The organism is Marinobacter sp. M-5 (assembly GCF_032911545.1).
GTDB lineage: Bacteria > Pseudomonadota > Gammaproteobacteria > Pseudomonadales > Oleiphilaceae > Marinobacter > Marinobacter goseongensis.
This window is the reverse complement of sequence record NZ_JAWJEK010000001.1, coordinates 621619-642044: the sequence shown is the minus strand read 5'-3', so window position 1 is coordinate 642044 and position 20426 is coordinate 621619. Positions and strand designations below refer to the sequence as shown.

The following is a 20426-nucleotide window of genomic DNA, read 5'->3' as shown; positions in this document are numbered from 1 at the left end:
AGACATGTCAGACCCTTTGACGGCCACCCGTCCGACCGTACAAACTCATATCGGAGTCTCCCACACGGCGAAATAGTGAGCGCACCTCCAATGCCTGAAAAAGTGAAAACCAGGGTTCTCTTCCATTCCAAATGCCTGAACATATACCTTGTGCGATATCCCGAGGGCCACAGCGTAGGACGCCACGTCGACATGGTCTCCGAAGGCCCGCTGTACAAACTTAACTGGGTTCTCGCCAAGCCCGGGGCCGGAGGCGAATTCATCTGTGAGAAGACTATGTTTAATCTCTTCGGGAGGCTATATCTCTTTCGCCCGGATCTTTACGAGCACCGCGTGTCAACAATTGAACGCGGGAATCGCTGGTTGTTGAGCTTTGCGCTAACCCCCGGTTAACGTGGTGCAACTACACAGGCGGTCTGCGCCGCTCACGGGCAGACCGCTTTGAAGGCTCAAGACCTCAGGCTTCGTTCGCCTTACGATAACTGCCCTGGTAATCAAACACCCGTTCCTGCACCTGCCAGAAATGCTTCTGCTTGCGGGCAATCACGAAATCCGGGGCCGGCAACAGGGCCTGGTTTTCCAGCACCTCATCCACCCTGCTGAACGTTTGCGGGGCCCGGCCGTTCGCGAAACGACGCCCGAACAGCTTGTTAAACACATGACGCTGCGCCGGCTTGCTGAAATCAAACGACTCGCGGAGTTCCTCGCCATCTTCACCGTGATAGGTGATCCTCAGCTTGCGGCCATCCACCGTTAACGCAATCCCGGCGCAGCGGATCACCATGGCATCCTTGAGTTTCAGCGCGTCCCGCAGCTGATCATCCGGGTCGATGATGGCGTTGCGGCACTGGTGGCAGTTGCGGGCGGCAATATCGTTCTCGCCACCGCAGTGGGGGCACTCCTTGAACCGGAAACGGTAATCGCACTGTTGCGGCCGCCCGTTCTGCACGGCAGGATTTTCGGCATCTGCAGTCTCAATCAGCCCCTGACATCGACGCCCGTAATGCTCGATCACATGGCCGTCATCGTCGGTTTCGCCCCAGAAGATATTGGCAAACCCACAGCCCGGGCAGAACACCTGCACCGGCTCACTGTCCGGGTTGGGTTTCGGCTCCCCTACCTCCGGGTGATGCAGGTTCATAGGGTTGCCCGCGTAATCAATCACCAGGCAATCCGGCTTGCCTTCGTCCAGGCGAAGACCGCGGCCGACAATCTGCTGATACAGGCTGACCGACTGGGTAGGCCGAAGAATGGCGATAAAGTCCACATGGGGCGCATCGAAGCCTGTGGTGAGCACAGACACATTCACCAGATACTTCAACTGCCGTTGTTTGAAAAGCCGTATCAGCGAGTCCCGATCCTTCAGATCGGTCGCGCCGGTCACCAGAGCGGTTTCGTCTTCCGGCAGATAACCGGTGATTTCCCGCGCATGGTCCACCGTGGCCGCAAAGATCATCACCCCCTTGCGCTCAGCCGCCAGCTCCATCACCTGCTCAATGATGGCTCGGGTCACCCGCTGGTGTTTGCCCAGCAGCTGGTTGACGTCTCTCTCGGTGTATTCGCCAAAGCGGTCCTGCGCCAGTGCGGAGAAATCGTATTGCGCCACCGCAGCGTTCACCAACTCAGGCCGGGTGAGATACCCGCGATTGATCATGTAGCTCAGCGGCAGCTCAAAAATGCAGTGCTGAAAGGGCTTGTCCTCTTCACTTCGAACAAAGCCCCGATAGTGATAGCGATAGATCCAGCCCATGGCCAGTCGATAGGGTGTGGCGGTCAGCCCCAGCACCTTGAGGGAATCATTCTGCCGCCGCAGCAGCTCGATGATTCGCTGATACTGGCTGGTGTCCTCACCACTGACCCGATGGCACTCATCGATGATCACCAGCGAGTATTCATCCCGGAACTGATCCAGATTGGCCGATACCGACTGCACACTGGCAAAGGTTACCTGGTGCCGGCTTTCCTTGCGCTTCAGTCCGGCGGCGAAGATGCCGCCGGTCAACCCATAGCTCTGGTATTTGGCGTGGTTCTGCTCCACCAGCTCTTTGACGTGAGTCAGCACCAGAATCCTGCGCCGGGCGAGGCGGGCCAGCTCGGCAATAACCAGACTTTTACCCGCACCGGTGGGCAGCACGATGACCGCAGATTCATCGGACTGGCGGAAATGGTTCAGCGTGGCCTCAACCGCTTCCTGCTGGTAAGGCCGCAGCGTGAAAGGCGCCGTCATGTTGCAGGGTTTAATCGATCAATGATGCCCACCCGGCCCATGGGCGTGGCCGTGAGCAATCTCTTCCGCATCGGCGTCCCGCACTTCGATGACTTCAATATCGAAGGTCAGGGTTTTACCCGCCATCGGATGGTTGGTGTCGACATCCGCAAACTTGAGGCCGACCTTGGTGACCACCACATGGCGCGGGCCCTGCTCGGTTTGCACCTGGGCGACCATGCCCGGCTTCCAGCGTTTGGCGCCCATCAAATGCTTGACCGGCACGCGCTGCACCGCATCGCCTTTGCGCGGACCATAGGCTTTTTCCGGCGTGACGGTAACGCTGAACGTATCGCCGGCTTCGCGACCTTCGAGGGCGTCTTCCAGCCCCTGGATAATGCCGCCGTGGCCGTGCAAATAGGCGTTCGGCTCGCCACCACGGGAGTTTTCCACTTCCTTGCCCTGCTCATCACGAACGCTGTAATGAAACAGGACCACCTGGTTTTTTTCGATTGGCATAAGGTTCTCTGCGATGGTTCAAAGTGCGCCATTATAGCCAGTAGCGACGCAGACTTCAGGGATAGAAAACCAGAACCTCCGCGATTTTCAGCCAGCTACCAGACAAGCGGCTGCAAAGGCCTCGACAGATCAAAGCCCAATTGCTGCCGCAAAGCGCTCGCCTCCGGCGCCATAAGCAACCAACCCAGAGCACCCACATTGGACAGAACCGCCAGCCAGAAAACAAACTGATAGCTGCCCTTCCGCGTTTTGTGCCGAAAAACCTGCTGGGCCAGAAGCGCTCCGGGCCAGCCACAGCAAAGCTCGAAAAGGTGCAGCGTGTTCTCAGCGGTGCGTTGTGCACCCCGCTGCGCCGCCCGTTTATCGATCCAGTACATCACGAACAACACCAGACTCATCCCGCTGTAGAGCGCCAGGATCGACACCGGCAGATAACCCCGCTGGAGCAGGCCCGCCAGAATGGCGAAAAACACCAGCACAACCGCCGCGGACACCCAGACGCCCGAAGCGACACTGGCGCCAACCTTTGCCGCCCTATGCGAACTCACAGATACCGCCCACCAGCACCAACCACCACTACGATCAACCCAAGAATCAGGTTGGTACCCACCAGTTTGCGGATCTGCCCCACCTGGCGCCCGCCTTCCTGGGGATCCTGGTTGGCAACAGCCTGCTTCAGGCGGCGGAAAGGCGCAAAATAGACGTGGAAATACAGCAGGATCATCACAATCCCCAGCCCCTGCATCACGTGGATGTGCCAGCCAGCTCCCGCCATGCCGCCGAACACGCTGAAGATCATCCAGTAACCGGTCACCAGCAACAGAATCACCGCCGCCCACACCCACCGGAAAAACCGGGACAGGGTGGCACACCAGAGCGCGCCCCGCTGTGAGGCATCAATCACCTCAATGACCGCCGGGCGCAGGGCCATGTAGGCGAAAAACATACCGCCAACCCAGATAACGGCAGAGAGAACGTGCAATGCGATGGCAAGACTCATAAAGCAACCCCGGAACAGATATGTGTGCGAAGAGCATAAGCCGCACCAGCGGCAACAAACAACAAGGCGCTCACCTGATGGGTAACGACGCTGACAACCCTGGCTTTATGTTTGCGGCCGCTCACGCCGCTGAGCGCGGGCCAGCCGACGAATTTCTTCCTCGCGCTCGTCCAGCACGCTCTGCACAAAACGGATGTGCTCACCCGCAATGCGCCTGGCATCCTCGGCACGGCCTTCCATGATCGCGTCGAACAAGGCCTGGTGCTGCGAAATCAGGGTGTGCCGGGCATCGCTGCGCAGTGCATACATGCCGCCAATATTGGTCACCACACTGCGTTTGAGCAGATCGAACAAACCGCGAATGGTGTGCAGCAGCACCAGATTGTGGCTGGCCTGGGCAATCGCCAGATGAAAACGCGCATCGGCGGCGCCTTCTTCTTCCCGGCTTGCCTTGGGCTCGCGGGCATAGCAGGCCTGCAGCTCATCAAAAGCAAGCTGCAGTTGCTGACGATCAAGGTCCGTGGCGCGGTGGGCGGCGTAGTAGGCGCCATCCGTTTCCAGCGTATGACGAAACTCCAACAGATCGCGGCGGGTTTCGGGCCGGCTTTCCAACAGGTTCATCAAAGGGTCGCTGAAGCTCGACCCCAGCGAGTCGCACACGTAATTCCCGCCGCCCTGGCGACTGATCACCAAGCCCCTGGCCGCCAGCTTTTGCAGCGCCTCGCGCACGGAAGGCCGCGAAACGCCAAATTGCTCGGCCAGGGCCCGCTCCGCCGGCAGGCGCTGGCCCGGCTGCAGCGTGCCTTCCAGTATTAGGGTTTCCAACTGCTCTACGATGTCGTCAGAGAGCCGGTGCTGGCGAATTTGCCCTACTTCCATTACCGATCCTTTGGTCTTACCAATGTACAAAAATCATAACCAACGACTCACTTATGATCAATAAAAATCCCCCTTCCTTTACCAAAACGCCATTTAGGGGTTTGACACCGCATTGATGCTTTTTTAATCTAGTGGGATAAAAATGATTAATTGGCCTTACCAATTTACTAAAACCTCTCCAGACCACGGGCTATCAAAGAGCCTCTGAGGAATCCGCGATGATCATTTCCGCCTCGACCGATTACCGCGCTGCTGCCCAGCGCCGCCTGCCCCCCTTCCTGTTTCATTACATCGATGGCGGCGCCTACAACGAGCACACCCTCAAGCGCAACGTCGCGGACCTCGCCGACATCGGTTTGCGCCAGCGGGTCCTCAAGAACATGGAAGACCTGAACCTGGAAACCAAACTGTTTGACGAGACCCTGAACATGCCGGTGGTTCTGTCACCCGTTGGCTTGACCGGCATGTGCGCCCGTCGGGGCGAGGTGCAGGCAGCGCGCGCGGCAGAGAGCAAAGGCATTCCCTTTACCCTGTCCACCGTCTCGGTCTGCCCGATTGAGGAAGTCGCACCGGCGATCAACCGTCCCATGTGGTTCCAGCTCTACGTGCTGAAGGACCGCGGCTTTATGAAGAACGCGCTGGAACGGGCCAGGGCCGCCGGCGTCAAAACCCTGGTGTTTACCGTTGATATGCCGGTGCCGGGCGCCCGCTACCGGGACGCGCACTCCGGCATGAGCGGCCCCAACGCGGCCATGCGCCGCTACCTGCAAGCCATGACGCATCCGCGCTGGTCCTATGATGTGGGCCTGCGTGGCAAACCCCACGACCTGGGCAACATTTCCGCCTACCGCGGCGAATCGACCGGCCTGGAAGACTACATCGGCTGGCTCGGCAACAACTTTGACTCTTCCATTTCCTGGAAGGATCTGGAGTGGATTCGCGAATTCTGGGACGGACCAATGCTCATTAAAGGCATTCTGGACGCGGATGATGCCCGGGATGCCGTGCGCTTCGGCGCGGACGGCGTGGTGGTTTCCAACCACGGCGGCCGTCAGCTTGACGGCGTTCCATCCACCGCGCGTGCACTGCCGGCCATTGCCGATGCAGTCAAAGGCGACCTGAAAATTCTGGTGGATTCCGGCATTCGAACGGGGCTGGATGTACTGCGCATGCTGGCGTTGGGTGCCGATTGCACCATGCTCGGCCGCGCCTACATCTACGCCCTCGCTGTCGACGGCCAGGCCGGCGTCAGCAATCTACTGGAGTTGATCGAGAAAGAAATGCGGGTCGCTATGGTTCTTACCGGCGCCAAATCCATCAGCGAGATCAATGCCGACCTGCTGGTCTCTGAATCCTAGCGGTATATAGCCCCCTCGGCCTTAGCTGCGTCCCCAGGGGGCAACACCGGCACCCCAGTGCCATCGGCAAAGCAATCGTCAGGTCAGGTCATCCAGTATTTCCTGCACATGCTCGGCCGGCTTGACCTTGCCGTAATGGCGCAGAATCAGCCCCTTCTCATCGATCAGAAACGATTCCCGGTTAACAGACATCACCTGTTTACCGTACATATTCTTCTCCTTGAGCACCTCGTACTGGTTCACCACCACTTCCTCCGGGTCTGCCAGAATCGGGAAGTTCAGCGATTCTTTGCGGGCGAACTTTTCGTGTGACTTGACTGTGTCGCGGCTGACACCGAGTACCTGCACGCCCTGACTGCTGAGCTCATCCAATCGATCCCGAAACTGCTGAGCCTCGGTGGTGCAACCGGGCGTCGCATCACGCGGATAAAAGTAGAGCAGCACTTTCTGCCCCTGATAATCAGACAGCGTGTGCGCTTTGTTTTCCTGGTCGTGCAGCGTGAAATCGGGTGCCGTTTTGCCTTCCCAACCCATCGTGTTTTCCTCCATATTCAGTGATTTCTACCGGTGCATCTGCTCCGATTGTGGTGGTTTTTATGAAACCTGCGAATACGCCGACCTTACCCGCGTCATGACAAGCCGCGCATCCTCCGCTTTCATCCCGTGCTTGCGCAACTGCGGCATCACCATCGCCCCCACCTTGTAGCAGCGTGATGGGGCAATGCCGTGCTTCGAAAATACCTCTGCAATCGCTTGCGACCCGGCCTCCGGATTGGACTTTATCAGCTCGCCAATCTCGATCGCGCAAGCTTCTTCAGCGGGGTTTTCGGTGTGCTTGCTGCGGCGGATCAGAAACACCGCAACAACCACAAATAATCCAATAATGAGAAACTTCATCGCACTCTTGCCCTTGCCCGTTCGCCCAAACAGCAGTCCTTCACACTGTACCGTTTCAAAGGCCAACGCGCAGCCCCAAGAGACAACCGCCTCCCGAGTGGGACTCAATGCAATAAATAACCACAGGTCATTTACAATTTCTGACCACCCCTGTATGTTAAGTGACCATCGTTCACTTAAATGGAGCAGATCATGTCCTATGTGGTTATCACCGGCGCCAGTGCCGGCATCGGCGAGTGTTTCGCCCGGGCACTCGCGAGTGAAAAGCAGAACCTGATTCTGGTGGCCCGCCGGGAAGAGCGCCTCAATACACTGGCCGACGAACTGAAGCAAGAGCATGGCATCGAGGCCGTTGTCCTGAAAGCCGATCTGGCAGATCAGGCTGGCGCAGAGGCCCTGGCAAAACAGATTAACGAGGGCAGCTGGGCGCTGTCTGGCCTAATCAACAACGCCGGCTTTGGCGACCGCGGCGCCTTTGCCGATCTTCCACTGGAACGTCAGCTGGCGATGATTCAGGTGAACATTACCTCCCTGGTCTCCCTGACCTGGCAACTGCTGCCCTCCCTGCGCAAGCAGCCGGGAAGCTTTGTGATTAATGTGGCGTCCACCGCGGCGTTTCAGGCCGGACCGAATATGGCCATCTACTACGCCACCAAGGCCTTCGTGCTTTCCTTCTCCGAAGCTTTGCATGAAGAGCTGAGAGGGGCAGGCGTTGCCGTGAGCACGCTGTGCCCGGGCGCCACCGATTCCGAGTTTGCCCAGGAAGCCCACATGACCGACACCAAACTGTTCAAGGCCGGCACCATGACGGCGGAAGCGGTGGTCCGCAAATCCCTGGCCCAGCGCCGAAAAGCTATCGTAATTCCGGGGCTGCGCAACCTGCTGATGGTGTGGTCTGGTAAACTCTCGCCCCGAGCCGTGACACGACGACTGGCCGGCTGGCTGCAGGCCTGATGCCGGCCTACGCGCGAGAACATTGAGGTGGTTTTGAGGCACAGATTATGCGGCGGTAAACAGCGCGCCCGGTCCGAGTCCGACAAGGCGCAGCGGGAGCAACAGATACTCGATGCGGCGGAAGGCCTGTTTCTGGAACATCGCTTCCACGGCCTGACCCTGGCCGATGTCGCCCGTGAAACCGGGCTCACCAAAGCCGCGCTGTATCGGTATTTCCGTAGCAAAGAGCTGCTGTTTATTGCCGTATACCGCCGGGCCATGACCGGCTGGGCGTCAGACGTGGAAGCGGTGGGCCCAGACGGTTTTCCCGACCAGTTTGTTGACCGCATTCTGGCCCACCCCGTGTTTTGCGGCCTGACCGCCATCCTGCACATTGCCCTGGAAACCGGCCTGAGCGAGGAAGAAGCCCGGGAATTCAAACTGTTCCTGCTGGCTCAGACCCGCCGCCTGACGGCCGTTATCGCCGCAGCGACCGGCCAGGAAGAAGCCACCTGCCTGCGCTACCTGATGCAATGCCAGCAGGCGTTGATCGGCTGCTGGCACATGTCCCACCCGCCGGAGCCAGCGCGCAAAGCCATGCAGGTGGAACCGTTGACCGTGTTTCAGGTGGAGTTTGCGGACACGCTTCGGCATCACCTGCGGGTTTTGACCGAGGCGTTCATATTGTGAGCACCCACCACCAAAGCAAACCAACCCGTGCCAAATCCCTTCGCAAAGGCCTGCACCCGAGAAACCTGCACAACCAGGGCTACGACTTCCCGGCCCTCATAAAAAGCCACCCGGCACTCGTCCCCCATGTGAAACCGAACGCCCATGGCGAGCTTTCCATCGATTTCGCAGACCCGGTGGCCGTGAAAACCCTCAACGCCGCGTTATTAGACCGGTACTACCACATTGCCGATTGGGACATTCCCGAGGGAGCGCTTTGCCCACCGATCCCGGGCAGAGCCGACTATATCCACTTCATGGCGGACTTGCTGGGAATTGGGCCCGGGCCTGAACAGCCCAGCATCAAGCTACTCGACATAGGCACGGGAGCCAATGGCATCTACCCGCTACTGGCCTGCCAGATTTACGGCTGGCAGTGCGTCGGTAGTGATATCAACACCCAGTCGCTTGAGAACGTCGCCACGATAATCGCCAACAACCCCGCCCTCAAAGACTGCTTCACACTGCGCACGCAGCCCGATAAAAACCACATCTTTGAAGGGATCATTCAACCCGGGGAGTTCTTTGACGTCAGCGTATGCAACCCGCCCTTCCACGCCTCGCTCGATGAAGCCCTTAAAGGTAACCAGCTGAAGCGCAATAACCTTGCCCGTAGTCGCGGTGACCAACAAGCAAAACCCAAATCCCCCACCCTGAATTTTGGCGGGATGGGTGCAGAGCTTTGGTGCAAGGGCGGTGAACAGCTGTTTCTGAAAAAGCTCATTAGAGAAAGCCGGGTGTATTCAACTCAATGCCGCTGGTTTACCAGCCTGGTTTCAAAAGCTGACAATATTAAACCGGCAAAGAAGTTGATTCGTAAACTCGGTGCCGTTGATGTACGGGAAATCGAGATGAAGCAGGGAAACAAGATTACGCGGGTATTGGCCTGGACATACCTCTGAGCCGGTCTCGATGTGGTAGATGGTCACGAGCCCAGAAACCAGACCTGTCCCGGATTAACGATCTTTCTGAAGAGGCCCCTATGGCAAAGCCAAAACGCATCTACCTCGCCGGCCCGGAAGTCTTCTTCCCCGCGGAGGAACACGAGGCCATCGTGGCCGAGAAAAAACGCCTGCTCCGGGAAAGCGGGTTCGAGGGCGTCGACCCACTGGATACCGCGATGACATTTTCAGGGCATGAGGCAAAACTCAGGCGCGGCCATCGGATCTACCGGGCCAATCGCGAACTGATGGACAGCTGTGATGCCATCATCGCCAACCTGACGCCGTTTCGCGGCATCAGTGCCGACCCGGGCACGGTCTATGAGGTGGGCTATATGGTCGGACAGGGCAAGCCCGCCCTCGGGTTTACCCTGGACAACCGATACTACCGCGGGCGGGCAGGCGACGCCGAACTGGACGAGCTGGGCCATACCATTGAGGACTTTGAGATGCGCGACAACCTGATGATCGAAGGCGGCATCCATGGTGCCGGCGGCCAGTTGTTCGTGGCCGACCAGCCAGGCGAGCACCGGTTTTTTTCGACCGAGCTGTTTCACCGCTGTGTGATGGCCCTGGCCAATGCCTGAACAAACCCCACTGCAAACCCTGTTAGACACCCTCCCCCAAATCGGCCGCGTGGAATGGATCGGCATCCGCCCCGCCCGGGGTGAGCCCATGGAAGCGCGCGATATCGTAGCGGTCACCCCCGGCAAAGGCCTGGAAGGCGACCGGTTCAAAGGCCGCGAAACCAGCAAACGGCAAGTGACCCTGATCCAGAAAGAGCACCTGTACGCCATCGCCTCCTACCTGCAGCGGGACGCCATCGCACCCGAAGTTTTCCGGCGCAACATTGTGGTGTCTGGCCTGAACTTGCTGGCCCTAAAAGGCAAACGGTTCCGCATCGGCAATGCAGTGCTGGAATACACCGGCCTGTGCCACCCCTGCAGCAAAATGGAAACCACGCTCGGGCCCGGCGGTTACAACGCCATGCGCGGGCATGGGGGCATTACCACGCGGGTGGTTGAGGCGGGGGATATTGCCCTTGGGGATGAGGTTCAGGTTCGAAAATAAAAAAGCCTTTCCGCTGGAGAAAGGCTTTTTGAAGCGCACAGATCAAATTGCAGGCTTGTCGCGTGTCAGCAGTTGCCCTTTTTCGCCTGGCCCGGTGGGCAGAAATGGCCACCAGACTTCCGGTAAGACCGGCGATCATCGTAGTCATGACGGCGGCGATCATGGTCGCGATCGTATTCTCTATGATCTTTGGTAGAAATAGCTGTTCCGGTTGCCGCACCGACGGCACCGCCCAGAATAGCACCATCTCTTCCACCTACCTCGCTGCCGATGGCAGCCCCAATCGCTCCGCCAATACCTCCACCCAGAGCGGCGTCGGCTGTATCGTCAGCAACGGCACCCAATGAAGTGGCACTCAGAGATAAAAAAACGAGCAGTGATTTCATTTTCATTGGTTTAAATCCCATTGTTCAGGTGGTCTGGCCTAGCCACTATGGCGGGAAGGAGACCATTGTCTCCATCGTTCCATCAGGCACTTGCCAATTTTTTGAACCATCCGAGAATATCAAAAATATACGTGAAGCCACCCGTTAAATTTTATTTACATTTCAATGGGTTAAAAAATTTTAAGACACGCTGGGGGGGCGGGGTTTCCGAACACAGCCGGACCATAGGTCTGATCTCTGAGCATCCCCGATTTTTTTCAAATCCCTTGTAACTTTTTGCCACTTCAAGCCTCTTACTTTTTGTTGTCTATCGTCAGGGTATGCACCGCGCAAGTGGTGGGCTCGATCAAAAATGACACGCCTGTCTCCTTGCGAAAGGTCCGATGCCAGTCATCGGATACGCTACAGGAGGGCAAATCATGAAACATACATTGATGTATTCCGCATCCCTGTCACTACTGCTGGCCGTTTCTCCGTCATACGGTGATCAGTGGGAACGGCAGCTGGGCTACGACGGCGTCGCCCGGAACGTCTCAAGCACCGAAAGCATTGTCCGCCATGATTGGTCAGAAGTGGAAGCCGACCGCCGGACGCAGCTGGAGCGAGGTGCAGACCAGGAATCAGCCTTTGATATCGATAGCCTGCCACCTACGGCCGCCGGACCGCAGGAAACCAGAGACAGGTATGTTGATTGGTTAGAGGTAGAAATCAACCGTCGGGAGCAGCTGGAGCGTAGCGCCTACTGAGGCGCGAGGTTTGCTTCCGTAAGTGCGAATCGCCAGGGCTTCGGTCCTGGCGACCGCGATGGGCTCAAGCCTGGGCGATTCATGCCCACGCGACGTGTTTGTGCTTCCAGTCATTTTTTGAAGAACCTTGGGTTTCGTTCAATAAAGGAATCAATCCAGCGCTCCAGAAACGATTTTCTGTCAGCACTCTTCAGATAGCGCCATCCCAGTACAGAAATCACCAGGGCGCCGGTTGCATCCACGATGAGGTCCCACATGGTATCCGTTAACCCGGACGGGTCACCAAGCATCGGCTTTTGCATATTCATGCCGAACACGCCATCCATGGTGAACTCAAAAATCTCCCACAGCGCGCCCACGCCCAGGGCAAACACAAAGGCAAAGAAGGCAACGAAGCCCGGCTTCATATGCACATGAATCTTCTCGGTCTCGTTCATGACGTGCACCAGCAGAAAACCGAGAATGCCCAGCAGGAACCCTGACGTAGTGTGCAGGGCCACATCCCACCACCAGAACCGCGTGTAATAGTCACGGATCTCTCCGAGAAACAGCGACGCAAAAACAAACCCGATGGCAGCCAGCTGCAGCTCAGGCGGAACATGGATGCGGAAACGGCGCTCAAACAGCAGCGGAAAGAAAGTGATGGCGATGATCATTGACGTCAGGAAGGCGGTAAACCAATTCTGGCTGAGGATGGCCAGGACGGTTTCACCCACCAGTATCAGTTGGAGAACCAACGTGATCCTTTGGTGTGTTACACGTATGCGCATAAGTTTTAAAACTCTTGCTTCACGAAACGGAATACTATCATTCTTCGGTGGAAAACTTCCTCTCGAAGCCGCTGCCATCCCGTCTGGCCCGATGCCCAGCCCTACGACACCGATCTCTTTACGCTGGTTGCCTTTGTCATCGTCTGGCTGAACCGCAGGACCATGTTCACGCGCAAATACAGCATTACCGAAGTCGTTCCTGCAGGCCAGGCGGCCTGAGATCGCGCTCTGTGCGATTAAAAACTGAGTCTGTCATTGCGCACCAGAAATCTGTTATTGATGGTAATCCACAACGGCTCGCCAGAGAGGGGCGCCTCCTCCGGCAGTCCTTTCTGAGCATGCAGATGCAAGTGTGGTTCCGAGCTGTTCCCCGAGTTGCCCATCTGTCCCAGCAAGTCACCGGTTGTTACCCTGTCTCCGGTCGCAACAGCAATGCTGCGCTGGCGTAAATGCGCAAGAATCGCGAAAAAATCCCCGCAATTGATAGCCACATAGTTGCCAGCCATGTGGTCACGGTCCATTTCAGGAACCGGCATATCTTCTATTCCATCAACCACCAGGGCTACTTCGCCCCCGCATGGCGAGAGCACCGGCACGCCAAAGGTTGTGTATCTGGCGGGATCTGTCGGCCGCCAGCCCTTCTTGTGAAACCCCAGAGGGCTGATACGGAATATATCCAGGGCCTTGCTCTGGCCGCGCCACGGGCGAAAACGTTCGACTGTCTGGTCCAGGGTTTTGAGGTGCGCATTGATCATCGGTGCGCTGCCGCCATGGGCGATGAGGTAGTGCCCTGGCGGAAAGGGCGGAGCTATGTCCACCACCGTTTCCGCAGGCAGCACTCGACCGTTGATTGCGTGCCATGCCAGGTAACCACCGGGTAAAGCCACCGCCAGGATCATGACCGAACTCGCCGCTGACGCCCGCCATATGCCGGTGCCGGGGACACCTTTTCGGAGCAGATGGGTCGCCCCGATAAGGATCAGTAATAGGCCGTAGGCGTAAGGCACCCAAAATGGCAGCACAGCCCACAGAAACGCAAGGCCAATACCCAGCAGCACGGCCGCTACCGAAATCAGCTGAAGCCCCCACGCCAGCCAGCCCGACGCCGGATAAAATGCCACCCATGCCAGCAGCGCCAGCGGCAGAAGAACCTGTGTGAGCATTACCATCCAGGACATCGGTCAGGCCTCTTTCCTGTGCCACCAAAGAACCAGGAGAGCGGCAGCCAGGAGGTTGCCGGTTAGCATAAAGGGATACATGTCTGGCGAGATCCGAAGCCACTCGCCGGGAAGACGGCGCCCGTCAACCCAACAAACAAACCTCCGGAATTACTCATGAAGAAACGAAAGCGCGTAGTCAATCGCCGCACACACCGCGGCAACCTGCGCGGCGTTGCATTGCTCGGGGGTCACCCGGTCGCTGTCCGGGTAGACCTCGGTGGTGGTCCGGTAGCGGGCGTTGGTCATGCTGGTGCATAGGCCAAGCTGCGCCAGCGGATACTGAATAACACCCCGATCGGCCGCTGGCGAACCGAGGATCTCGCCGTTGTCATCCGCCGGCGCGATATGGGTGATCTTTTCCACCGCCTTGATCAACGCCTGTTGGAATTCCGGGTTCGGGCTCTCGGTGTCATCCACCAGGTAGAAGCCGTCCGGAATGTCCCCGGGCTCAAACGGTTTGCCCTCACGGGCCGCAAGTGCCGGGCGGAATTGAGTTTCGTCGGTATCGGTGGTCTCGTGCAGGTCGATGTGCAGCAGTATTGACTCCTCTATCGAAGCGACCAGCTGCATGAGCGCCACTGACTCCCCGGCCTGCCCGTCATCACTAAACGAGCGGTTGGGATCAATCGCGTTCGCGTTCCAGCGGTGGATGCGTTCGTAAGCCCAGGGGCTGACGCAAGGCGCGACCAACAGGTTCACTCGACCGACATAATCCGCTGCCTGCTGCTCAACGAACTGCAGCGCACCGTGAACACCGCTCGTTTCATAGCCATGCACTCCGCCCGTTATCAGCACTACGGGCCGATCGGCACGCCAGTCGCGACTGCGGATTGCCATCAGCGGATAAACGTCCGGGGCGTAAGCCAGACGACCATACTCTTGCACATCGAAGCGCGAACGCAGCCGCTCGACGACGCTCAACACGTCTGACTCGTAACTGCGTCGACGGGTCTGCCGTGACAGCCACTCAGCACGTTCCGCAGCGCCCCAGGGAGTGCCGGGTGTACCGATTGGATAAGCCGCTGAAGCGGAGTTCATATCGTGGAGATGCCGTCGATCTCAGTCACTGTTTTGACGTCCGCCCGCTCAATAATTTTCACGAGGGTGGATTGAATCGTTTCATCTTCCCGGGCGTCACCGCCACTTACAAACGTTTGCTTCTGAGGATCGGCGCCCTCTTCTTCAGTAAATGAAACAACAACTTCGGTGGCTGAATCCGGTGTTTTACAGGGGCCTGCTTTACCGAAGTACTCCAGCGAAACCAACGGGTAGCCGTGAAAGCCCTTCTTAACCTGCTTTGCAATGCGCTTCTTTGCTTTATCCAAATGCATATTGGGGGCCTGTCACGGATCGTGTTATGTGGGTACCGGATCAAACCGGCAGTTCAATAATCTCACCTACCACACTGTCTTCGCTCATCCTCAGCCGCCCCTGACAGTTGCGCGTCGTGCCAGCGAGACAAACACACCACCGCGCTGATTGCACCTATCAGCGCCAGGAACATGTCGGACTGGGTATCCCAGACGTATCCCTGGGTTCCGAGGAACGCCTCCGCCGCCTCGTCCGACAACAGCGCCACCCACCATTCGATCAGTTCGTAAAAGGCGCTGAAGGCCAGTGCAATGGAAACCACAAACAGCACCAGCCAACCACCACGCCTAACCACTTCGCGACGCACAAGAATCTCCCGCGCGATTAACGCTGGCACCAGGCCTTGGAAAAAGTGTCCCAGTTTGTCGTAGTTATTTCGCTGACTGCCAAACAAGCCGTCAAACAGCGGCACCTCGGCATAGGTGTAATGACCGCCCACAAACAGAATCACGCAGTGGGCCAGTATCAGCGTGTAGAGCAATGGAGTGAGCGGGAATCGCCGGTACGTGGCTAACAGAACCAGAGCGCCGACCATTCCAGGCGATGCCTCAAGGACCCATGTCCATTGATCTTTCGGTTCAATGCCCGACCAGATCAGCACACTTGCAAACACCAACGCCCAACAAACAGCCCATGGATTCATCAAATAGTGCTTCCGCCACCTGTTCTGTATGAACGACGCGTGTTAGGCCATAGGCCATCAACGTGTCTCTCCTTAATGTAACTCATGGGGGGCCAAAACCCTGCACATTCCCCTTTCGCGGTGCCGAACTTATGGTCGGCGTTTGCGCTTTTCCGGTTTCGGCTTTCAATAAAGCCACAGCAACACGCAGGCAACGCCAAAAAGAAGCACACCAATATGAACCGCAAAGTGCCGTGGGGTCGTTGGGTTAGGCTTGCTGGGGAAACTAAAATAATCCTCACCAAACAGCCCGACGCCGCAGCCCTCACAGTAGTTTTGTGAGTAAGAAAGCCTCAGTGCAGCGGGCTCAAACTTTTTCCGACAACTGTAACAACTGGGTTTAAACATCCGGGGCTCCGTACAGACCTATTAGTTTCATTGTATTCTCTGGAGCCAACTTCAAGAAGTGCTGCAGCTGACGGCAGCCACGACACATACATGTCACTCTTGGTAGGGGCTACTACTTTAACTGCAGACGCTGTCTACTGTTCGTGGGTAACTCAGAGAGAGAGGGATAGTGTTATGGAATACGAACACGCCATTGTAAAAATGAACGGGGACGTCGCTAACCTGCTGTGCAACGGCTGCGGCCTCGTTATCGCCGAGGGCAAAGAACACGAGGACCGCGAGCATTACTGCACCCTATGCATGAGCGGCAACTGCAAGGCTAAATTCAAAAAAGAACCCTAAACCGGGCAGAGAGTGCAGCCAGGAAACTAAACTGCTGAATTTCTCAGACTTTTAAAGTGTATAAGATCTCAATACTTACGAAAAAATAGAGCACCGGGACAGATCTAATTTTTAGCTGCAGGCCTTCCGGGCTTACGAGTTTCTGCCCAGGTTTCCAGCACCCGGCTCAAACCGCTCCTGCAGCCATGCCCTGATGTCATCAGACTCGTACAGCCATCGCTCACTGCCGTCATCCTGACGCATCTTCAGGCAGGGCACCTTGATGTGACCACCGCCGGCCTCCAGCGCGGCACGGTGCTGCAGGTCATGCTGGGCATCTCGGGTTTCAATGTTCAAACCCAGCCGGGCGATTTCCTTGCGCACCTTGATGCAGAATGGGCAGGCTTTGAACTGGTACAGGGCGAGATCCTTGCTGGCCTCGTCGACAAGGGCCTGCTGTTCAGCGCTGCGGGTAACGCCTTTGGGCGTGCTGAGCTTTTCGCTGAGCAGCATGAACGGCGTCAGAACAAGGCGCAGGGCTCGGAAAAAATAACGAATAATGACTCTCATGGGTAACCCTCAAACTTCGAATTGGAGGTAATCTACAGGGTGCCGGCACTCGCGTACACCTCATTTCCGCTACTATCAAGGTAAGTCGGTGTTAGAGGCACAGCCGCTATGGGACTGTCGATAAAACAATCGGAATTTACGACGGAAGAATTTGACCGGTTTGCAGCCAAGGTGCGAACGGACCTTACCGCCCTCACCCGCCTTCTGAATCGGCCCGGCTTTGGTGAGGGAGCATCTTCCATCGGTGCCGAGGTCGAGTTCTACATCGTAAACCCGGACCTGCGTGTTCAGCCGATCAACACAGAACTTGCCGCCCGCGTTCAGGATCCACAACTGACGGTGGAGCTCAACCGCTTCAACCTCGAATACAACCTCAGCCCCCAGGCCTTCAAGGGCGCCCCCTTTGCCAGAACCGAGCAGGAACTGCTCGGGGCCATGCAGCGCATCAACCAGCACGCCGCCCCATTGAATGGCGAACTGGTCCCCATCGGCATTCTACCCACGTTGCGCCAGTCCGATATGGGCGCGAAAGCGATGACCGACGAACCCCGCTACCATGCGCTATCCAACGCACTGATCCAGCAACGGGGCGAGCCCTTCAGCATCCATATCGGTGGTAACGACGTCATCGACCTGGAAGCGGACGACGTCACTCTGGAAGGGGCGACCACCTCGTTCCAATTGCACTGGCGCGTTCCCGCCCGCCGCTTTGCCGACTATTTCAACGCCGTGCAGCTGGTGACGCCCATTGCGCTGGCGCTGGCCAGCAATTCGCCCAGCCTGTTCGGCCACCACCTCTGGGACGAAACCCGTATCGCCCTGTTCAAACAATCCGTCGACAGCCGGTCGCCCAACCACAGAACCTGGAAACACCCGCCACGGGTCTATTACGGCAACGGCTGGGCCCGCAGCGCCTGGGAGCTGTTTGCCGCCTCGGCATCCCTGTATCCCCCCATCCTGCCATTGATGTCGGAAGAAGATCCGATGGCGGTGATTGATCGGGGAGACGTACCGGAACTGACCGAACTGCGGCTGCACCATGGCACAACGTGGCCCTGAAACCGGGCCATTTTTGATCACACCGACGGCGGCCATCTGCGCATCGAGATTCGTTCCATGCCGGCCGGACCCACGGCCGTGGATATGTGCGCGAACGGGCTGTTCGTGATCGGAGCGGCGTTGGCGGTACTCGACGATATCCGTCACCTGACGTCGATACTTCCCTTCCATTACACCGAACACAATTTCTATCGGGCCGCCAAATACGGCATCGGCGCAGACGTCATCTGGCCCCACAAAGACCAGGTACAGTTACAGGATACCCCCCTGTTGAACGTTGCCCGTGACCTGCTGCCGCGCGCCCGGGAAGCCTTGCAACGAACCGCGGTGGACGAGGCGGAAATCCACCGCCTGCTGGGCATCATCGAAGGCCGCATTCAAATCGGGATGACGGGCGCCCGATGGCAGCGCCAGATTACCGAGTCTTTTTTAAGGACCCAGACTCCCGACGAGGCGTTCAAGAGTATGCTGTCTCTTTACATGGGCAATCAGAAGACAAACACACCCCTGCACGAATGGACCTTGTCATCGTGAGCCACTTGCACACCTTGGATTATCTCAACAACCCCTCACCCCAGACCTTGGGCCCCTCGCCCCTGGAGTGGCTGAACCGGCTGCAACGGCCCACGGTGGTTCGCGTTACTGGCCGCGACCCTTCCAGGACCCGGGCCATGGCAACGCTGCTTCACGGCAACGAACCCTCAGGGCTGTTCGCGATTCACCGATGGCTACTGGAACAGCACACCCCGGAGGTCAACCTGCTGTTTCTTCTGGGCGGCGTCCTCCCCGCGAAAACACCGCCGATGTTGACGCTGCGCCAACTGCCAGACGGACGTGATCTGAACCGGTGCTTCAAAGAACCGTTTGAAGGCGAGGAAGGCGCCATTGCCAAGGCCATGCTGGCCGAGCTTCAGACCGCCAACCCCGAGTGCTTGCTGGACGTGCACAACACCTCAGGCACCGGCCCTGCCTTCGCTGTGTCCATCACCAACGACGCCGCCCATCAAGCGTTGGCGTCGCTCTTTACCGACCGGCTGATCATGACGGATCTTCGCCTGGGTGCACTGATGGAATATTCCGAGCAAGAGGTGCCCACCGTGACCATCGAGTGTGGCGGGACTCAGGATGATTACGCGCACCAACTGGCGTACGAAGGGCTTGTTCGGTATGCCTCACAATCTGACGTGCTATCACTGGAAAAAACGGAATGGAACGTTGCGGTACTGCGCAATCCGATTCGAGTAGAACTGGCACCCGATGCGACGATCGAGTACCGGTTAACGCCCAGTGGGCAGGCGGACCTCACGATTCCGCCCGACATCGAACACCGCAATTTCGGGATTGTATCGCCGGATGAGCCGCTCGGATGGGTTGGAAAGAAAGGCCTGGACGTGCTCACGGCGATCAGCCACAACCGCACCGAAAACATGGAACAGGTACTGCAAATCAGGGATGGGCGAATCTACCCCGCCCAGGCCCTCAAGGCCTTCATGATCACCACCAACCCGGTGATTGCGAAGAGCGATTGCCTGTTCTATGCCGTCAAGGCGACGGGCGACCCCATTTTTTAAACCCTGGCGAGCCGCTTTCAATCGTAGATGGCCCGCTCTCTCGCATCCCGTTTTCGATCAGGGTCTTCCTGGCTGCGCGTGGCTGAAATGGCATTGAGGTAGTCAGCGGGCACGCCGGTTTCTTTCGCACCAGCAATAACGTGATTCAAATACCAGGAGTGCGGCAGCAAAGATGGATCCGTTGACGTTGCACAGTACGTAAGAGCGTCAACGGAATTGCCGAGAGCATCCGCCACCGTGACCTGCTTTTCATCGTAACCGAAGCCCAACCCCTCAGCCCTGTCCAGCGGGCTTTTCTCGTCGCGCGGTATCTCAAACAGTGCGCCAATGACGAAGTCCTCCGGATTTCCGGTAAACAGTGCGTCGCATTTTGCGGATTTGTCTTTCCTGCTCCACTTATGAAACCGAAGGGCATGCTCAACGAGCGTGAACATACCGATTCGCTCCGCGCTTGGAACCCTCGCTCTTAATCTGAGGAGTGACATATTCGAGCCGTAAGCAAAATACTTCATGCTGCCTCCGTGTCTGCACTTTTGACTCAGGAATCTGGAGTCGTAATCTCAGCAAAACTCGGACAGGTTTATTTTTCCTGTTTCATCCATGATTTTTTTTACCGCCGATCCGGGAGAATTAATCTGTTTAGATTTACCACAACAGACGTCGTACTTATGGGCACCTAACCTGCTCTCCACTGACAAAAAATTCATCGTTCGGTTAGGTCGCAAAGCGAACATTCTGACCGTAGTACGCAGGCCTCCGTTTGAGTCAGGGCGTGTCATGCGTATCGGGTTGGATCTACACTGGGCACTCCTTCCTCCTGATTTATCTTTGCGATAGGCAGACAAAGAA

Annotated in this window: 26 protein-coding genes; 11 read left to right on the top strand and 15 right to left on the bottom strand. The window is 57.5% G+C overall.

From position 1 onward, the window contains the following. Positions 1–457: 457 nt before the first annotated feature. The 5 genes from R0125_RS02905 to R0125_RS02885 form a co-directional block, all read right to left on the bottom strand. Complete coding sequence (locus R0125_RS02905; protein ID WP_317237073.1) at positions 458–2227, bottom strand: DEAD/DEAH box helicase; 1770 nt, start codon at positions 2225–2227, stop codon at positions 458–460. An 18-nt stretch (positions 2228–2245) separates the two neighbouring features. Next, on the bottom strand, positions 2246–2725 hold the full coding sequence (locus R0125_RS02900) for a peptidylprolyl isomerase (RefSeq protein ID WP_248182112.1): 480 nt from the start codon (positions 2723–2725) through the stop codon (positions 2246–2248). 95 nt (positions 2726–2820) lie between these two features. After that, the gene (locus R0125_RS02895) at positions 2821–3273 is read right to left on the bottom strand and encodes a DUF1294 domain-containing protein (protein ID WP_317237072.1); all 453 of its coding nucleotides are present in this window, start codon (positions 3271–3273) and stop codon (positions 2821–2823) included. Continuing rightward, a complete protein-coding gene (locus tag R0125_RS02890) occupies positions 3270–3725 on the bottom strand; it encodes a CopD family protein (protein WP_248182115.1) in 456 nt (151 codons plus the stop codon). Before R0125_RS02890 ends, R0125_RS02895 begins: the two co-directional genes overlap by 4 nt. Positions 3726–3830: 105 nt before the next feature. Next, positions 3831–4604, bottom strand: coding sequence for a GntR family transcriptional regulator (locus R0125_RS02885; RefSeq protein ID WP_317237071.1), 774 nt, complete (start codon positions 4602–4604; stop codon positions 3831–3833). Positions 4605–4822: 218 nt separating this feature from the next. Here R0125_RS02885 and lldD point away from each other — a divergent pair, with 218 nt between their 5' ends. After that, complete coding sequence (lldD, locus tag R0125_RS02880; protein ID WP_317237070.1) at positions 4823–5962, top strand: FMN-dependent L-lactate dehydrogenase LldD; 1140 nt, start codon at positions 4823–4825, stop codon at positions 5960–5962. Positions 5963–6040: 78 nt separating this feature from the next. Here the strand turns inward: lldD and bcp are convergent, their stop codons facing one another. Together bcp and R0125_RS02870 are read right to left on the bottom strand one after the other, a co-directional pair. Next, a complete protein-coding gene (gene bcp / locus R0125_RS02875; protein ID WP_248182123.1) occupies positions 6041–6496 on the bottom strand; it encodes a thioredoxin-dependent thiol peroxidase in 456 nt (151 codons plus the stop codon). A 60-nt stretch (positions 6497–6556) separates the two neighbouring features. Further along, positions 6557–6859 (bottom strand): hypothetical protein, encoded by a 303-nt coding sequence (locus tag R0125_RS02870; protein ID WP_248182125.1) that lies wholly within the window; start codon positions 6857–6859, stop codon positions 6557–6559. 192 nt (positions 6860–7051) lie between these two features. Here R0125_RS02870 and R0125_RS02865 point away from each other — a divergent pair, with 192 nt between their 5' ends. The 5 genes from R0125_RS02865 (at position 7052) to R0125_RS02845 (ending at position 10533) form a co-directional block, all read left to right on the top strand. Continuing rightward, positions 7052–7813, top strand: coding sequence for an SDR family oxidoreductase (locus tag R0125_RS02865; RefSeq protein ID WP_317237069.1), 762 nt, complete (start codon positions 7052–7054; stop codon positions 7811–7813). 27 nt (positions 7814–7840) lie between these two features. After that, positions 7841–8482: a TetR family transcriptional regulator gene (locus tag R0125_RS02860; RefSeq protein ID WP_317237068.1), complete on the top strand. Its 642-nt coding sequence runs from the start codon at positions 7841–7843 to the stop codon at positions 8480–8482. Continuing rightward, on the top strand, positions 8479–9423 hold the full coding sequence (gene rlmF / locus R0125_RS02855) for a 23S rRNA (adenine(1618)-N(6))-methyltransferase RlmF (RefSeq protein WP_317237067.1): 945 nt from the start codon (positions 8479–8481) through the stop codon (positions 9421–9423). Before R0125_RS02860 ends, rlmF begins: the two co-directional genes overlap by 4 nt. A gap of 80 nt (positions 9424–9503) precedes the next feature. Then, a complete protein-coding gene (locus R0125_RS02850) occupies positions 9504–10049 on the top strand; it encodes a nucleoside 2-deoxyribosyltransferase (protein ID WP_317237066.1) in 546 nt (181 codons plus the stop codon). Beyond that, positions 10042–10533 (top strand): MOSC domain-containing protein, encoded by a 492-nt coding sequence (locus R0125_RS02845; RefSeq protein ID WP_317237065.1) that lies wholly within the window; start codon positions 10042–10044, stop codon positions 10531–10533. Before R0125_RS02850 ends, R0125_RS02845 begins: the two co-directional genes overlap by 8 nt. 65 nt (positions 10534–10598) lie before the next feature. On the opposite strand, the gene R0125_RS02840 is transcribed toward R0125_RS02845, so the two are convergent. Further along, on the bottom strand, positions 10599–10919 hold the full coding sequence (locus tag R0125_RS02840; RefSeq protein ID WP_317237951.1) for a glycine zipper domain-containing protein: 321 nt from the start codon (positions 10917–10919) through the stop codon (positions 10599–10601). 419 nt (positions 10920–11338) lie between these two features. On the opposite strand from R0125_RS02840, the gene R0125_RS02835 reads away from it, so the two are divergent. Then, positions 11339–11665: a hypothetical protein gene (locus R0125_RS02835; protein ID WP_317237064.1), complete on the top strand. Its 327-nt coding sequence runs from the start codon at positions 11339–11341 to the stop codon at positions 11663–11665. 110 nt (positions 11666–11775) lie between these two features. Here R0125_RS02835 and R0125_RS02830 read toward each other — a convergent pair whose 3' ends face one another. The 5 genes from R0125_RS02830 to R0125_RS02810 form a co-directional block, all read right to left on the bottom strand. Then, positions 11776–12513: a hypothetical protein gene (locus R0125_RS02830; protein ID WP_317237063.1), complete on the bottom strand. Its 738-nt coding sequence runs from the start codon at positions 12511–12513 to the stop codon at positions 11776–11778. Positions 12514–12671: 158 nt separating this feature from the next. Beyond that, positions 12672–13613, bottom strand: coding sequence for a M23 family metallopeptidase (locus tag R0125_RS02825; RefSeq protein WP_317237062.1), 942 nt, complete (start codon positions 13611–13613; stop codon positions 12672–12674). 150 nt (positions 13614–13763) lie between these two features. Continuing rightward, entirely contained in the window at positions 13764–14693 is a 930-nt protein-coding gene (locus R0125_RS02820) for a M14 family metallocarboxypeptidase (RefSeq protein WP_317237061.1), read from the bottom strand. After that, on the bottom strand, positions 14690–14986 hold the full coding sequence (locus R0125_RS02815; protein WP_317237060.1) for a hypothetical protein: 297 nt from the start codon (positions 14984–14986) through the stop codon (positions 14690–14692). Before R0125_RS02815 ends, R0125_RS02820 begins: the two co-directional genes overlap by 4 nt. A gap of 62 nt (positions 14987–15048) precedes the next feature. Further along, positions 15049–15669 carry a DUF2238 domain-containing protein gene (locus R0125_RS02810; protein ID WP_317237059.1) on the bottom strand — a complete coding sequence of 207 codons (621 nt, stop codon included), beginning with the start codon at positions 15667–15669 and terminating at the stop codon, positions 15049–15051. 561 nt (positions 15670–16230) lie between these two features. Between R0125_RS02810 and R0125_RS02805 the strand changes: the two genes are divergently transcribed. Further along, a complete protein-coding gene (locus R0125_RS02805) occupies positions 16231–16398 on the top strand; it encodes a hypothetical protein (protein WP_317237058.1) in 168 nt (55 codons plus the stop codon). Between the two features lie 132 nt (positions 16399–16530). Here the strand turns inward: R0125_RS02805 and R0125_RS02800 are convergent, their stop codons facing one another. Then, positions 16531–16947, bottom strand: coding sequence for a glutaredoxin family protein (locus tag R0125_RS02800; protein WP_317237057.1), 417 nt, complete (start codon positions 16945–16947; stop codon positions 16531–16533). A 108-nt stretch (positions 16948–17055) separates the two neighbouring features. Between R0125_RS02800 and R0125_RS02795 the strand changes: the two genes are divergently transcribed. Genes R0125_RS02795 through R0125_RS02785 form a run of 3 tightly spaced genes read left to right on the top strand, consistent with a single transcriptional unit; the run spans position 17056 to position 19577 of the window. Then, entirely contained in the window at positions 17056–18006 is a 951-nt protein-coding gene (locus R0125_RS02795; protein ID WP_317237056.1) for a hypothetical protein, read from the top strand. A 57-nt stretch (positions 18007–18063) separates the two neighbouring features. Next, positions 18064–18540 (top strand): hypothetical protein, encoded by a 477-nt coding sequence (locus R0125_RS02790; protein WP_317237055.1) that lies wholly within the window; start codon positions 18064–18066, stop codon positions 18538–18540. Further along, entirely contained in the window at positions 18537–19577 is a 1041-nt protein-coding gene (locus tag R0125_RS02785) for a succinylglutamate desuccinylase/aspartoacylase family protein (protein ID WP_317237054.1), read from the top strand. The genes R0125_RS02790 and R0125_RS02785 overlap by 4 nt, the downstream gene beginning before the upstream one ends. A 17-nt stretch (positions 19578–19594) precedes the next feature. Here R0125_RS02785 and R0125_RS02780 read toward each other — a convergent pair whose 3' ends face one another. Beyond that, a complete protein-coding gene (locus tag R0125_RS02780) occupies positions 19595–20089 on the bottom strand; it encodes a gamma-glutamylcyclotransferase family protein (RefSeq protein WP_317237053.1) in 495 nt (164 codons plus the stop codon). Between the last annotated feature and the right edge of the window lie 337 nt (positions 20090–20426).